Annotated in this window: 6 protein-coding genes; all 6 read left to right on the top strand. The window is 32.5% G+C overall.

From position 1 onward, the window contains the following. The first annotated feature begins 532 nt into the window (after nt 1–532). The 6 genes from NH26_RS16835 to bshB1 all read left to right on the top strand — a co-directional run bounded on the left by NH26_RS16835 (nt 533) and on the right by bshB1 (nt 17648). Nucleotides 533–10081 (top strand): T9SS type A sorting domain-containing protein, encoded by a 9549-nt coding sequence (locus NH26_RS16835; protein WP_044219784.1) that lies wholly within the window; start codon nt 533–535, stop codon nt 10079–10081. A 173-nt stretch (nt 10082–10254) separates the two neighbouring features. Continuing rightward, a complete protein-coding gene (locus tag NH26_RS16840; protein WP_044219787.1) occupies nt 10255–13752 on the top strand; it encodes a CUB domain-containing protein in 3498 nt (1165 codons plus the stop codon). A gap of 71 nt (nt 13753–13823) precedes the next feature. Beyond that, the gene (locus tag NH26_RS16845; protein WP_044219790.1) at nt 13824–15011 is read left to right on the top strand and encodes a class I SAM-dependent methyltransferase; all 1188 of its coding nucleotides are present in this window, start codon (nt 13824–13826) and stop codon (nt 15009–15011) included. 45 nt (nt 15012–15056) lie between these two features. Continuing rightward, nucleotides 15057–16316: a GTPase HflX gene (gene hflX / locus NH26_RS16850; RefSeq protein ID WP_044219792.1), complete on the top strand. Its 1260-nt coding sequence runs from the start codon at nt 15057–15059 to the stop codon at nt 16314–16316. A 158-nt stretch (nt 16317–16474) separates the two neighbouring features. After that, nucleotides 16475–16903 (top strand): YybH family protein, encoded by a 429-nt coding sequence (locus NH26_RS16855; RefSeq protein WP_044219795.1) that lies wholly within the window; start codon nt 16475–16477, stop codon nt 16901–16903. 16 nt (nt 16904–16919) lie between these two features. Next, nucleotides 16920–17648: a bacillithiol biosynthesis deacetylase BshB1 gene (gene bshB1, locus NH26_RS16860; protein ID WP_044219798.1), complete on the top strand. Its 729-nt coding sequence runs from the start codon at nt 16920–16922 to the stop codon at nt 17646–17648. The last annotated feature ends 122 nt before the right edge of the window (nt 17649–17770 follow it).

Genomic DNA, 17770 nt, shown 5'->3' on the forward strand with positions numbered 1-17770 from the left:
TAAATACTGTCAATAATTCCATTACAATCTGATAAATTATTTATTCAATCAATCAATTAATACTTTTTTCTTAAAAAAAAGAATATAATTTAACATGTAATAAATTAAATGTTTTTTTAATTAAAAGTTTCATTTACAGTATTTTGATAGTAAATTTTACTTGTATTATGTTTATATTTAATTGTATTATTAGACGCAAATAGGTTGATGTTTACAAATAAATTAACAATACTTACTTTGTTATTATTTTTTATTAATAAATTACAACCTTTAAATATGTTCACGACAATTAATTAGCGTTTTTTTCTACTGTTAAACCATCGGATGAAAGTGTAATGTTTAGGTGTTAATGTAATTTTAACTCTGTCCTTTTATTTAAAATAACATAAAACTATTAAAGCAATTTCATATGATTAACTGTGATTTAATTCGCTATATATTTCACCCAATTTCATTGGTTACTTTCGTTATTATTTAAAATTTGTTGCATTACCTAACGTTTACTGAATAGTATATTTACCTCCATTTTAACATGACATTAAAAACTTCTTATTGGGTTTCAATAGTACTTTTATTATTTACTATAAGCCATACCCTATATTCTCAAACACCACCTTCTACTAATTTAATACATCATTTCGATGCCGCAGATGTTGTAATCGATGGAAGTGGAAATGTATCTTCTTGGGCAGATAAATCTAATTCTGTTACTTTTATTTCAGAAGCAGGAACAAGACCTACTCAAATAAATAATGGTTTAGTAGGAAACCCTACTATCAAATTTGCAGACCTACAGTATTTAAAATATACAGGAGATATCACTAATGTGAAATCTATCTATGTTATTTTTAAATCTGATGAAGAAAGTAGTGGGTCCAGTCGAAATAGTACAAATGCTATTATTGGTGGCCATAATCGTCATGTTGCTTTAGGAATGAAGTATAATGGAGGTGGCGAGTACAATCGCTTTTCTTTTGATGCATTATCTAATATATCTGGTAAATACTCTTTAGATTTTGGATCCCCTTTAACTAATTATGCTGAAAACACTTATAAATCTGCCGATAATTATAAATGGGAGAAAGGGAAATGGCATGTTGTAGAAGTAGAGTTTAATACTAACGACGGTTTAAAAGGGAGTGAATCAGATATTTATATTGGTACACATACTACAAATAGTGATATCACAGATACTTTTCATGGAGAAGTAGCAGAAATAATTATTTATTCTTCAGGATTAGAAGATGTGGATCCTGTTTCATCAAATACATATAGAGAAGAACTAGAAGAATATATAGATGATAAGTATAGACTATATACTTCTGAAGTTTGGTACACAACAACTGGCGGTGGTACTAAAACATTTACAGATCCATTATCATGGACAACATCTTCAAACGGTGTAGGGGGTACAAACGGTGTTCCTCAACAAAATGACGAAGTACATATTTTAGGAGGTGAAACTGTTACAGCAGAAAACGATAACTTATTCTTTAAAAAGTTAGTTGTAGAAGAGAATGGTATCTTAGAATTAAAAGATACCAAGGGACATACTTTTTCAACACTAGAAGGAACAGGAGAAATAACTCTAAAAACGAATAATATTCCATTAGGTGATGGAAAAAGTAGTGCTAACGGTTTCTACAATTATAATGAAGGAATAAATAAAGTTGGTACAATCCGTTTTTTGGGTGTTAATGATATAATTTTAGATAATTCTCGAAGCTATGAATTAGGAAATGTATCTGTCAACTTGGTCGGGAAAACATTGTATTTTCAAGACCTTGATATCGATGGTAATCTTGATATTGTAACGGGTAATGTAGCCTTTGGTGATTTTTCAGGAGGAACTTTTGTAGGAGGATCACATACGTTAAGTGTACATCATGATGTGATTGTTTCTACTAATGGAAAGTTTGATACAAACATTAATGATACAAATGATCATATTTTCAATATTTATGGTGATGCGTTATTTGAAGGAGAAGTAAATGCTCCTAAAGTTTCATTAAGAGCCATTGATGAAAATAATGAGCAGACTTTTACTTTTAATAATAGTAATGAATTTGATCAGATATATGTTAATAAAGGAGTAAATACAAGATTAAATATCACTGCTTCCAATCCTAATAACCTTACTGTTGATGATGATGGAGCTGGATTCACTATTATAAAAGGTATTTTAAATACAGGAGTGGGTATACATCATGATTTTCAGAATGTTGGAAATGGTTCTTTTCAATATACCTTATCAGAAGATTGTACCTTGGAAGTAGGAACTGGTAGTATTTTAAAGATGAGTACTGGTAATGTTTTCTATTTAGCTGGTAACTTGAAAGTAGAAGGCGGAATTTTTGATATGTATACAGGCTCTGGAGCTTCTGCATTGCCAACTCATGGTATCACTATGAGAGAAACGGGGCAATTGGAGATGAACAGTGGAACATTAAAGACTTCAGTAATTCGTCCTACAATCGGTTCATTTAGTGCCATTCATAGAGGGTCAATCAAACTTTTTGGTGGTACAACATATATATATGGTACATATCAAAACTTTTATTCTTTAGTTTTACCTTTCCCTGATAATACATTTGAAATGTATGACGGAGCAGAATTGAATATTTCAGCTCCTGATAATAAGGGTATTCATATTGTAACAAAACCTGAAAATGTAAATGTTTCTGGTGGAGAAATCAACATCTTAACTACTTCAGGTAATGATTTTATAGTCAATTCATCTGCTCCTTTTTATAATGTTAATACAATCGGTGAGGGTACAGTAATTCTAGGAGATGCAACATACACTTGGAATGGAAATAGTATTGTTACTCCTGCAACAGACTTACATATTGAAGGGTCTCTTTCATTAGGAGCTAGTAAATTAGATGGTAATAATAAGGACATTTACATCAAGAAAAACCTTACTATTACTCAACAAGAACCTTTTGTTTATACAGGTTCTATTAGAAATACCTCTGACAATGCTGCCAATTGGTTTCAAAGTTCTGTTGGTTGGATTAATATCATAGGTAATGAAGATTCGGAAATATATTTTGATTATCCTTTGGATGAAGATATAAGTGCTGAAACAGGAAATATATCTTTTGGTAATATTAGAATCAACAAAGATAACCTAGCCAATAAAGTAACACTTAATGGAGGGTCTCAATTTTCAGTTGCAATTAAATCAGAAGCAGAATATTATGGTATCCCAACTGATGCCATGGGACCTATTCCTTATGACAAGGATGGAAACCCTCAACCAGATGGTAGTGAAAACTATTCTAACTTACTTGATTTTGAAGGTGATTTTGAATTATTAAGGGGAACATTTGATCATAGAAACTATTCAGTGAGAATGTTTAAACCAGGGGCTTCAATCGTTAACCACGGTATATTTGGAGTTTATACAGGAAGTGGAGATGAAAGTGAAACAGAAGGAACTACTGGTGTAAATGCATTATTAAAATTCAGAGAAGGTGATGTAGATATTGAAACAATCAATTCTTCTGTTTTTGGAAATACACGTTTGTATTTAGAAGATCATAAACTTTCATTCTCTAGTGATGTTGCATTAAACCGAGTTGAATATATTTCTGGTACAGTTAATCTATCTAGTTATTTATTAACCATTGATCGTTTTAGGTATGGAACTACTATTAGTGTTGTATGTTCAGGAGAACCTGGTTGTATAGAAGAATCGATGCCTCGATTTGGTAAAGGAGACTTAACTAGAGGTGCCAATTCATGGCAAACAAAAGTTTACAATAATTTCTTTGTAACTGATGGAAAAGCATCAGGAGGTGGTTTAAAGCTGAAAGTAGATGATGGTACTCGAACGGTTTATCAACCTTATCATATTTATGATAAGGAGAAAAACTTAGCATATACAGCTAATCATGGAACTGATCAAATATATCAAGCTAATTCAAGAGCATTTTGGGGGCAAGCGTTGACTTTCCCAATGGCTGTTGAATACAATGGTGATTATGTATATACTCCTGCAACAGTTTTAATAACTAATAAAACAACAACTAATGATGGTTATATTACTGTTTCACCTGCTTTATCTAAACTACCAACAGCAAACCAGACAGTTTCTGACGAGTTATTAAATATTTATTGGAATGTAGATAGATCCGATTTTATTGAGGATGTTAATCTACCAACAGTAAGATGGTTCTTCGAAATTCCAAATAATTTTGGAGCAGGTAATAACCCATTCACATCGGATAATAACGATATGGATGAGACTTTATTGGCCACTTTAGCTCCAGGTAAAGTACTAGATGGCGACAATTTCATTAGAGAAAACAATGCTTTAGTTAATTCTACCTACGAAAGAACTAGTTTTGATTCTCCAGTATTTGATGGAAGCGGTAATATTACCAACTTCTCTACAAGTGATATCAAAAGAGATATTTTAGCTATCTCAAGGAATAATAGAAACTTTGCTTATGACCCAGTAGAAGAATATTATAAAGACAAATTATTATTTTCTTTCGAAGAGGATTATGATGGGTCAAATGATTTTACATTAGAAAATGCGAATTATACGGTAGGACATCCAGACAGATTCACAGGAGCTCCTAGAATTTTAGTTTATCATAATAAACTTACTGCAGATGGTAAAAGTTATGATTATGGAGTAGGTGAAGGTTCCAATACTTGGGACAATTACCTTAACTGGTATGTTTTAGATGAAGCTAAATACAATGATGCAGATGCATTAACTCCAATAGCTAATGCATCAGAATTACCAACGGCAAATGATGTAGCTATTTTAGGTACAGAAGATTTTACTACTACTGGAATCATTTTAGATAGACAGAAGAGTTTTGTTACTTCATTAGAGAATGGTGATAATGTAGACTTGGCAGAATTAAGGTTTGAGCATTCAAATAATAGAAGAGGTACTTTAAAAATTTATGGCGGACATCTAAATATCGGTAAAGTAACTGGTGCGGGTGAATTAGCCATTGATTTTGGTGTTTCTGAACCAGATCCATATTTTGAACCTCAATTAAATGGTGATTTCGGGGAATGGGCCGACAACAATTCAAGTATTATGAAATTGATGTTCCCTTATAAACTGAAAGGTGGAGTTGGAGAAGAGTCTTTAGGTGTGATTCCTCACCAAGATGAACATGCTCTTACTTCTTTAACTAAAGTTCCAAACTATAATCTTACCGAATATCCAACGGTCGAAATCTATGGTGGTTCAGGATATTTTGATTATGATTTCAATGCTTATGCAATTGATATATTCTTCAGAGGTGTTTTATATGTAAACGCCAATGAGGAAAATGGTAATATTACTGTAGAGGAAACATTAACTGTCAAAAACAATGGTACTTTATTATTTAGTAAAGATGGTGCTTTCCCTAAAACAGTGAATGTAAAGAATCTAGCAACTCAGCAAATCACATCTGGAGGAGGGCCTGAAGCAGAAGATAAAAATTACATTTATATAGAACAAGGTAACGCAGTGGGTACTCCAATTAATCATACTATTAATGTTTCTCAAAATATTGCTCTTGAGGATACAAAAATGATTGATTTATTTGGTGGTGGCACCAACGGAGGAGGAGCATTAGAGGCAGATGTCTCTAAAGTAACTATCAACCTTATAGGTGAAGATAATGGTGTATTTAGTCATACAGATGTTCAAAATATAGAGACTCCTGAGTTCTATGATATCACAATGAACAAAGGTAAAAATGCTTCATTTGAGGTTCAAAACACTTTTGATTTAGCAAAGGAACCAAATGGGACATCGGAAGAAAAATCTCTTGTTTTAAATAGTGGTACTTTCATATTAGCACCTGCTACTCCAACTAGAACAATCAGCATTGATTTAAATAGTGGTGGTGAAATTTATTACTTAGCATCAGATGCTGCATTAGTAGTTAAAGAAAATGCTACTGTTTCAATATCGTCTCTAGATCTTGATGATGACGGTGATGATCTTTTTGCAGGAGGTATGCTATTGGATGGTAAATTAGAAGCTGATGGAGGTAACATTTACTTTAATCAAGGAACTTATAATTTTATATCATATGGTGTTTCAGGAAATGCTTTTATCACTGTAAAGAGTGGTGAATTCATTGTAGGTGGTCAAGTAAGAAGAAGTTTGAACAACTCTGTAGGTACTTTAACTTACTACCAAAGTGGAGGAAAAGCTCAAATTGGAGGTCAAGATATCCCAACTCTTGCGAAGACTAGAGGTATTTTTGAAATTACTGATGAGGGTTCTATCAATTTAGATTTCCAATATGTAGAGGGTGATTTAACGAATTCATTTACTTTATTAGGAAGTGCTACAATGAATGGCTCTAATGCTAGTTTGATATTTACACCTAGCAGTTCTTTATCAAGTAATTTCTACAAAGATGGGGACATGTCGATGCCATCAAGAATTTTAATTCAAGGTAACGGAGCTAACGAATTTGCTATTAATTCTACGATTTCATTAGGTGATATTGAGCTTTCTCAAGGATTTGCAACTTTGATAGACAATGATCTAAACTTTGTCGGGAATTTCTATTTAGCTTCTTCGACAGTTTTCGATCAAGATATTAAAGATGTGTATTCAAAAGGAGATATATATAATAGTGGTACTTTCAATTCTGAAAATGCAACGACCTATTTCCTTGCAGAGAAGAGTCAATACTTAAGAGATAAACCTCAAGATGGATCTTCATTAGGTATCTATAAATTCGGTAATGTCAATATTTCGGCAGCAGGTACAAGGCTTATTCCTCAATACGGAAAAACACCTGCTAATGATAATGGAATAGGAATACTAAAAGATTTGACGATCAATGATGCTTCTCGATTAGGTCCTAATTTGTTAGAAGGTCAGACTGATATCATGACTGATACATATGTTTATGGTAATCTATTACTAAATGCAGGTACTATTTCTCATGATGTTTCTCAAAATGGTCATTTAATAATGGCAGGAACAGATAATCAGTTAATTAAATCTGATAATGGAGTGGTTTATACTTTAGTGATTGATAATGATAAAAATGTCACTTTAAAAGACCCTGAAAATGAGGATGCTTTCCAAACTTTAGTCATTGAAGGAAACCTTCAACTGAAAGAAGGTAATCTGATGATTGCTGAGAATACATTAAAGTTAAATGAAAACTCATCTGTTACTGGTGCAAATGATCTAGCAGCTATTACTGATTTTGGAATTACGAACATGATTGTTGTAACTGACCGAAACAGAAATGGTGGTGTGCAAAAGTTCATTAAAGAAAAAGGTACAGATAACATATGGATTCCATTGGGTGTTGGCGCTAAGTTTACTCCACTACAATTACAGTTAGGAAATAACGGTGGAGCAGATACTTATTTTGGGGTGAAACTAAATATCCTAAATGAAATTCCTGTTAAAGCAATTGTTGAAGGAAAAGATCAGTCAAATGCTAAAATTTTAGACTTTGCTTGGTATGCCTCTATCATCGATAATAATGGTGATTTACTAAATATGCCTGCAAATATGGAAATTACATTCCATACCTATTATGATGAATCGGATGTGATTAACGGAGCAGATGAAGCACAATATATTGCTTCTGTAAACTTAGATGATACGTTTACTGATTTGACAATTACTGAGGTAAACGAAACAGATAATTACGGAATTTTCAAAATTGATGAACCAACTTGGTCACCTAAAGAAGGTGGTATTTTTGAAGCTTTATTTGTAATTGGTCATGAAGAAGATATCATTGATAGAGTTCCTCGCTATAGAACAAAAGGACAAGTTTTAAAAGGAAATGTAATTCCTGAGTTGACTTGGAATGATGAAACTTCATGGGAAGTTTACGATTATGATAATTCTATTTGGGCAAATGCAGGTGTAGGTATTTATCCATCACTAGGTGATATTGTTGAAGTTATTAGAGGTACTTCAGTAGTCTTAGATGATCCTGCTGAATTAGCAGAAATTACAATCGAAGGGCAAGATGCAAATTACGATAATGGTCGTTTGATATTAACTGACGGTGCAAACGGAGGTAGTGTTGGTAAGGTAGATGGAAGTGGTCGTTTAGTAATGCGTTTAGAAAGATTACTTGATGATAACTGGGTGGATTTCTTCACACTAAGTAAAGGTGGTGTGATTATGGATATTCCAGGTGATAATTCATACGAAGAAGATGTTGAAAAGTTAGATGGTTCAGGAGAATATGAAGTATCCTTCTATAACATCAATGCTATTAATAACACTGTTTCGGGAATTGAAGAATTAACTTTAGAGGCACCAACAAATGGTTTTGCTGGGCAGACATATCCAGTTTATACTATCAATAATAATATTACAATTGGTTTAGACGGGTTAACCATTAAAGAAAATGCAGGTTTAATTATTGGCGATAAAAACCAAGTGACAGTAACAGTAAATACAGACTTAACATTAGAAGGAACTGCTGGTGGAAATAAAGCGGCAAGATTGTACTTAAATGGTGGGTCAAAAATTATTGTTAATGGTGATTTCATCGCTAAACAAGGGGCAATAATCAAAAGTTTTAATTCTGTCTCTGGAGAAAAGGAGTTTGTTTTAAAACACGATATCAAGTTTGAAGATGGAGTGACATTAAGTTCTAACGACCTTACATTCTTATTAGAGGGTACAACTCGTCAGATTGTAGAAGTTGGAAATGATAAAGATTCTGCTTTAAAACGACTTGTTTTAAATAACAATACGACCGAAGCTACTCAAGAGGCTATACAGTTGGAAAAAAATCTATTTGTAGGAACTGGAATGACTTTATTAGACGGTAGAATTTCATCTAACTCTAAATTAAATCCAGGTGTTAAAGGTTTCTTATATTTTAATGGAACCATTGATTATGCACCTTCTGATGTAGTAAACCAAAGTTATGATTCTTACATTACAGGTCGTGCACAGTTCAGAATTTTGGCAACTCACGAAGGAGCCTCTTTCTTCCCAATTGGTAAACTAACAGAATTCCACCCTATTGGTATAGGTCAGATTGAGGAAAAAGAAACGTTTACTCATAAAAAAATTGCTGCTGGACAAACTCACATTGTTTGGCAAGTAGAATACCTAGATGGTATGAAAACATTAAATGATGATGATGTCACTGATATAAATTTACCAACTGATATCAAAGGTGTTTATAATTCAGGACACTGGGAATTAAACCCCTTGACAGTAGGTGAAACACCAGCTAGACAAACTGAAGAGTTTTCTACACATGTTAACTTCATTTATGATGGTAAATTAGAAGGTTTTGCAACAGAAAGTAGTATTAGATTATTACATCATGAAAATGGTGAGGATACTTGGAATTATTTACAGTCTGATGCTCCAGATTACCTAGTTACAGGTGGAGTTATTCAATCTTCTCCAATTGTATTTTATGGTTCACCTCCACCACCATCAGGTACTAGAATGTCTAACATGCGTACTATGTCTGAAATATTAGGTAACCCAGGTAATTCAGATAACCTTATAACAGTAGCAAGCTTAGACCCGGATCTTCCTGTAGAATTAATTTCATTCACTGCTTCTATCCAAAATGATGAAGTATTATTAGATTGGGCAACGGCAACAGAAATTAATAATGATGGTTTTTATATTGAGAGATCATTAGATAATAAAAACTGGGAGGAAATTGATTTCGTAGAAGGTCGTGGTAATACTAATTATAGAGTGAAATATTCTTATATCGATAAAAAACCATTAACAGGGAAGTCTTATTATAGATTAATTCAAACTGATTTTGATGGTAAATTTGAAATATTTGGACCAGTTAGTATTTTAAATACAGAAAACACAACTCTTGAGGATAACAATGATTTTATCGTTTATCCTAACCCGAATAATACAGATGATGTATCTATAGCATTTAGCCAATATGATAATCCTGTGGAAGTAGTAATTTTAAATAGCAATGGAGTTCAATTAAGTTATTTAGTTGTTGATCCAAATACTCAAAATGAAATTTCAGTATCTATTCGAGATTTTTCTACCGGTATGTATTTCATAAAGGTGATTGATGGAAGTCAAATTAAAGTGAAAAAACTAATTGTTAGATAAATATAGAGTCTTACATATAGGAGATAGGGCCACTTTCGATAAGAAAGTGGCCCTTTTTAATATATCAAGGGAAAATAATAAGATTTTGTGATATTAAAGGTTAATTACTTATTATTCAGTATTTTAAGGGTGACTACATGAAAACCTAATAATTAACTATTGTATTACTACCCATGATCAACTACTTACTTAAAGGCAATATTGGCTTATTCATTATCATATATTTTATTACCCTGACAAATCTATTTTCTCAAGTAGATTGTATTCCAAATGTAAATGACCAATATGAATGGATTCAAGAGTGTATAATTAATGATGTTTCATTTAAAGGTAGCCGTAATGATGGTTACAATATTTCTGAACATCAAGGAGTACCCATAATAGGTAATACTGATTATCAGTTGGTATTAACACCTGGCTATGCTGATATCAGGGTAAAACTAGGTTGGGCCATTTTTGTTGATTTCAATAAGGACGGAGACTTTGATGATAACAAGGAATTGATCGTACAATTAACTCCTGAAATAGGTACTCATACAATTAATTTTAGTATTCCAAGTACAGGCATAGTGTCTGGAAATTATAATTTAAGGGTTGGAATGAAATATTACGATATTCCTTTTAGTTGTTCATACGATGAAAAAGCAGATTATTTCGATATACCAATTGAATTAAATACAGCTTCAACATTAGAAGTCAATGTTGATAGAAAGACTGAAAACTCATTACATTTTAATTTTATTGATGCGCCTTCTCAGAGAGTTTTAGAAATAAGAGATAAATATGGGGTGGTGTTTAACACTGTGACAAGTGAGGATGTCGTTAATGTAACAGGTTTGTCTCACAATAAAGCGTATTATTATAAATGTAAAAGGGAAGGAGAACAGTTTTTTTCTGATGAAAAAATGGTGACGACATTACCTACCAATGAAAGATATAAAATCTCAAACAATATAAGTACACCTCTTTCCTCTCCAATAATTTTAACCGACCCTAGTAATTACGGAGAATTGTATAAAAGCAGAGAGAATATCGTTCAAAGGTTTATTGTAGATGATAGTCTTTTTATAGGGATGTATGTGAATTATTTAGACTTGGAATCAAGTAGAGATTATTTAGTAGCTACCAATCAAAAAAATATTTCTTCAAAGACACTAGAATTTTATTTATCTGGAGACAATGCAAATGGGCGATGGATCTTTTCTAATTCGTCTGAACTATTTCTCACTTTTCTAACCAATAGTTCTAAACAAAAAGAAGGATTTGAAGTGGTGTTGGCACCTATGAGAGACTTCGATCAAGCGCTTACATTAGACACACACGATACCTATTGTGTAGTTAAATGGGAAAATGAACAACAAGAAGAATATACCATTCAATTATATTATCCATCAAATAATACTTACAGAACTTATTCATCAAATTCATCTCAAATACTGATAGATGAATTATCAAAAGGGGAAAACTATGAAGTATGTCTTCGAAAAAAAGGAACTATTTATACCCCATCACAAACATTTAAAACATTGCAATCACCACCAAAATTAGTTCACAAATCAATATATGAGAACGCAGTGTCAATGCAATGGAGTTATGATGGTACTGGCGAATTTGAAGTTTTTATGAGTGAAGGGGAGTTCTCTCGATCATTTGTTACCACATCAAAAAACATTACCATAAGTGACCTTTTACCAAGTACTCTTTATAATGTAAAAGTGAAAGAGAAGTCATCGAAATGGTCTGAAAATATTGTTATAAAAACACCTCATTCTAAAATAGAAAAAATGTCTTCGGATACTCTTTTTATCTCTGAAGTTACTCATACAGACCCTGAGGGAATTAATAGTTTTTACAGTAAAAATCAAGAAGTAATTCAAGTTTTAAGACCACAAAATGAAGGTGAAGTTTTAGAGATTGACTTTATTGATTTTTTCCTGGAACCGGGTGTAGATTATCTAGAAATATACGATGATAATGATGTGCTGATTACTAGAATAACAGGAGATTATTATAAAGTAGGGAAGCTTGTTAGTACCTCAGAAAGTGGGGGTTTTAAACTTAAGTTCTTTAGTGATTATTCAACCGTAGGTATAGGTTGGGTGATGAATATTTCGAGTCTAAGAAAAGCACCTCAATTACTATTTTCTTCTTCGACATCAGAAAGTATTGCAATTACTGTAGATGCAGACTCAACTGATTTTATTAATTATTCTATTTATGAAGACGATCAATTATTGTTATCGATAATCGATAATAATAAAGAAGTGACGTTTTCAAATTTATCAGAAGCGAAGGAATATGAAGTGAGATTTAATTTTTTACATGAAAGTGAGAAATCATCATATTTTGTGAGCACCAAAGAAGAAATGCCACAAGTTACTTTTAAGGGTAGTTACCCTACAAAAGCATATTTTGAAGTTGAAAATTGGAATAAATATGATAGTTTGATTGTCTCATTAAATGGAAATCTACATCAAGTGGTTTCGGAAGAAATACTTCAATTAGAAAATTTAGAAGGAGGAAAGGAATATCTGTTGATGATAAAATCCAAAGGTTCTAATTGGTCTGATACCACCAAATTCACAACACTAAATATCAATAATGTAGAATTATTTTCATTACAACCACTATCAGAAATAAGAAGTAAAGGGATACAGACTAATTTATTATTGAGTGTGGATACAACCAATCATAATATTCATCCTAATGCACCTTTGTATTTAAAAGTATTCATGAAAGGGTTGGCTGAAAGTTACGAATATAGGGTGAGAAACGATCAAAGAACTATTGAGGAAAGTGTTTTTAGTTGTGTTATCGAGTACGAACAATTGATTAAAATGAACGATATTATTACTGGTTTGGTTGTCGATTTGGTAGACAATGAAGGAAACACAGTGATGGAGAGAGATCCGTATTATTTACCACTTCCATTTAGAGTTTTATCCACTTCTTATATTGAACAGGGTGATGAAAAAATTAGTATTAATATTTCAAATGCTAATCAAATAAATGAGGTTTTATTAGATGGAGAAGAAATAGATTATGAATTGATTGATAATATAATTTCTATACATCTTCCTCAGTTTTTGGGAACTACTCAACATCATTTGAAATTCCAAAACGACCAATTTTTTGATGAAGTTGATTTTAAAGTAAACGGAAGTAAGAGGCTCGGAATACCTGAGCTTTCTACAGAGTTAATAGCAGAACAATTAACTGTTAGTTTATCTTCAATTTATGGCGCATCTGATTATCAACTTATGGTTATTGATGAAAATAGATCATCGGAAATATATGTAGTTGAGGGTGGTCAAATAGCATTACAATTATCAGAAGGGAAAAGCTATGCAGTTAAAAGTCGAGCCTTCTTCAACCAGACGCAAGAATTTGGGGATTGGAGTAATGAAAAACGGATTACTGTACTTGAAAAAGAGGTAGAACTACTTGAAATGAGTCTTATCGGACATTATCCAGGGACTCAAAATCCAATCAGATTTTCTAGAAACTTTATATCTAAACCAAATTATTGGCTTTACGATAACCAAGGGATTTTAATAGAAAAGGGTGAAATTTCTCAAAATCAATTGAACCATCTACATTTAAAAAGAGGATTTTATATTTTGATCGTAAAAGAAGGAGAAGAAATCCATCAGTTTTCTATAATCCGTTAACTTTTAAATCTATTAAGATCAAATGTTTAGATCAATTCAGTATTTTTGTATTCTAATCTGAATAAAAATATATGAGTCTCATCAACGTAGATAAATTCGAGCAACACTTACAAGATAGCTTGAAAAACAATACTTTCGTTAAAGTCACTTTATCAAACAAAAGGAATAAACAAAACGATTTAAAGTCTATTAATGGTAAATTGGTAGAATTAAAAAAGGGAGTTCATTTGTCTTGTTTGTATCGTTACCCAACCAACGATATTACTAAGAATTATCCTGTAGAAGAAGTAGTGACTAAAATAAGTAAGTATTTAGAAGATGAATTCTATAATGCAGATTTATATACACTAGAAGCGGATTATCATTTATTGATTTCTCCAAAACAATCTGCTAAGTTAAGAGTGAAGCCGGCTTCGACAAAAGACAAACCTAAGTTGTCTCATGACAAGCAAAAAAATCGCTTGATTGATACCAAGGATAAAGTCTATTTACAAGAACTAGGAGTGACCACTAAAGAGTTCAAGGTAAAAAACAACATGCAAGACAAATACCGTCAGTTAAACAAATATGTTGAAATTATTGATGGAATTTTGAAGAATGTTAAGTTTGATGGTTCTTACAATGTGGTAGATATGGGAGCAGGTAAAGGATACTTAACTTTCGGATTGTACGACTATTTAAAAAATGTAGCGCAGCAAGACCCTCATGTAATTGGAGTGGAAATGCGCGAAGAATTAGTGAAAAAATGTAATGATATAGCCGAACGTTCTCAGTTTAATAATTTAGAGTTTGTTGAGGGGACTATTAAAGAGGCGGAGTTGCCACATATTGATCTATTGATTGCTTTACATGCTTGCGATACCGCAACTGATGATGCAATTTTTAGAGGTATTAAATCACAATCTAAAGTGATTGTCTGTGCACCTTGTTGTCACAAACAAATAAGAAAACAATTATCTCCTGATGATGCTTTAGAAAAAATCACACAGTTTGGAATTCTAAAAGAACGCCAAGCAGAGTTGCTAACCGATGGTATTCGAGCATTAATTATGGAAGCCTTTGGGTATAAAACAAAAGTCTTTGAATTTATCACAACAGAACATACACCGAAGAATGTGTTGGTTGTTGGGGTTCAAGACGAAATAAGAGATACACCGAAGCAAGAAGTAGTAGATCAGATCAATGAGATTAAGAAAATACATGGTATAAAAACACATCATCTTGAGCATCTTTTAGAGATGAATGCGATTAATTCTTAATTTTGTAAAGAGACTGATCAGAATAGACATTTAAAATATAATTTCTTGAAAAAAGAATTTCATCATATTAAAGCAGAAAGTGATAAAGCTCCAAGAGCCGTTTTGGTAGGGGTATCACTTAAAGATCAAAAGTTAGAAAAAGCAGAGGAATACCTAGATGAATTGGCATTCTTAGCATCAACTTTAGGGATCAAAACAGAAAAAAAATTCATCCAACGTTTAGATCATCCCGATAAGAGAACTTTTGTTGGAAAAGGTAAGTTAGACGAAATTTTAACTTATGTACAAGCAGAAGGGATAGATACCATCATTTTTGATGATGATTTATCTTCCGCCCATGCTAGAAACCTAGACAGAGAAATTGAAGATGTGATGATCATAGATAGATCATTATTAATTCTTCAAATTTTTGCCATGAGAGCTAAATCAGCTCAGGCAAAAACTCAGGTAGAATTGGCACAATACCAATACATGCTTCCTCGATTAACCAATCTATGGACTCACCACTCTAGACAAAGAGGTGGTGTAGGTATGAAAGGTCCTGGTGAGACTGAATTGGAAACAGATAAGCGTATCATTCGTGATAAGATCTCTTTATTACGTAAGAAACTGAAGAAGATTGAAACGCAATCTGATTTGAGAAGAAAGAACCGTGATCGTGAGGTTCGTGCTGCCCTTGTAGGATATACCAACGTCGGGAAGTCTACTATTATGCGTCTGTTATCTAAAGCAGATGTATTTGCAGAAAATAAGCTTTTTGCAACAGTAGATTCTACGGTAAGAAAGATTACCATGAACAACGTTCCTTTCTTGATGACCGATACAGTAGGTTTTATCAGAAAGTTACCAACAACGTTGATCGAATCTTTTAAATCTACCTTAGATGAGATTGTTGAAGCAGATTTATTGATCCATGTTGTTGATATCTCGCATGAATCTTTCGAAGAGCACATCGAAATTGTGAATAAAACATTGCTAGAGATTAAAGCCACTGATAAACCCACATTATTGGTGTTTAATAAAGTGGATAACTATGTGGATAAAGAGTACCCACCATTTGAAGATAATCCTCCTGCAACTTTAGAAGAGTGGAAAGAAAGTTATTTAGCTTCTGAGTATAATCATATTTTCCTTTCAGCTATCAAGAATGAAGGAGTGGATGAGTTAAAGAGAAAAATCTTTGAATTGGTGTCGGATCGTTTCTACAAGATCTATCCAAATCATCATTCCTTTGCTTACAATCAATTATGGTTGGAACATGGTGGAGAATGGCCGATGTCAGAAAATACAGGAGATGACGAGTAACGTTGTCAAATCCAATTAAAATAGAAAGAAGGTGATGTGAATTTCATAGATTAACATCACCTTCATTTTTTACTGTTTTATCAAATGATTTTACGAAAGAGTAGAATTATTGAAGAACTTTTGATTTTGAACTCAATTATAATAACCAATTCAAACTCATGAAAAACCTTTTCTTTTTCATCGCTTTACTCCTTACACATTTTACTTTTGCTCAAAAAGTAGATAAAGATATTGATATCATCAAAGAGACTTTATCACGTCAAGAAAATGCTTGGAATAGGGGGGATCTAGATAAATTTATGAACGGCTATTGGGAGTCGGATGATTTATTATTTATTGGAAAAAGTGGTGTGACCAACGGTTGGCAAGCTACTTTAGATAATTATAAAAAATCTTACCCAAATACTGAAGCTATGGGGAAGTTGAAATTCAACTTAATTAAAGTAGAAAAACTATCAAAAAATGTAGCTTTGGTAATTGGAAAATGGCATCTTAGTAGAAATAAAGGTGACCTACAAGGACACTTTTCATTGACTTGGAAAAAAATAAATGGTACTTGGGTGATTATCGCCGACCATTCATCATAAAGACTTTAGACCTAATATGAAATTAGATATTTTAGCCATTGTGGCGCATCCAGACGATGTGGAATTAAGTTGTTCTGGAACACTCGTAAAAGCAATTCAGCAAGGTAAAAAAGTGGGTATTGTTGATATGACCCGTGGGGAGATGGGAACGAGAGGTACTCCTGAATTAAGAATGGAAGAAGCAGCCAAAGCATCTGAAATTTTAGGTTTATCTGTGAGAGAAAACTTGGGTTTTGCAGATTTTTATTTTACTAACGACTCCAAACATCAAGAAGAAGTGTCGAGAGTAATTAGAAAATATCAACCGGAAATTATTATAACCAACGCTATAGAAGATAGACATCCCGATCATGGCAAAGCAGCCCAATTAGTAGTTGATGCTTGTTTTATGAGTGGATTGAGAAAGGTAATCACCAAAGAGGATGGTATTGATCAACAAGCATGGCGTCCTCAAAATGTTTTCCATATGATTCAATCTAATTTTATGGTGCCAGACTTTGTAGTAGACGTTACTGAACAATGGCCTATAAAAGTGGAATCTATTAAAGCATTTGCATCACAATTTTTTGTTGGTGAGAACGATGCTGCTTCAGGAGAACCTCAAACATTTATTTCTACCCCTCAGTTTATGCAGTTTTTAGAAGCACGAGCAAGGGAGTATGGACAAAGAGTAGGAGCTCAGTTTGCTGAAGGTTTTGTGAAATCTGCCCCTATTAAAGTAGAGGACTTATTTCATTTAATTTAGAATGATTAAAAATAACAAACAATTATTTTGTTTAAGATTGATTATTAGTGTTTTATGGAAATTATTTGATGAGTGATTGTGAATGAAATCCATGTCGTAAATCAATTGATATCATTATTTTC

This window comes from Flammeovirga pacifica, from assembly GCF_000807855.2.
GTDB lineage: Bacteria > Bacteroidota > Bacteroidia > Cytophagales > Flammeovirgaceae > Flammeovirga > Flammeovirga pacifica.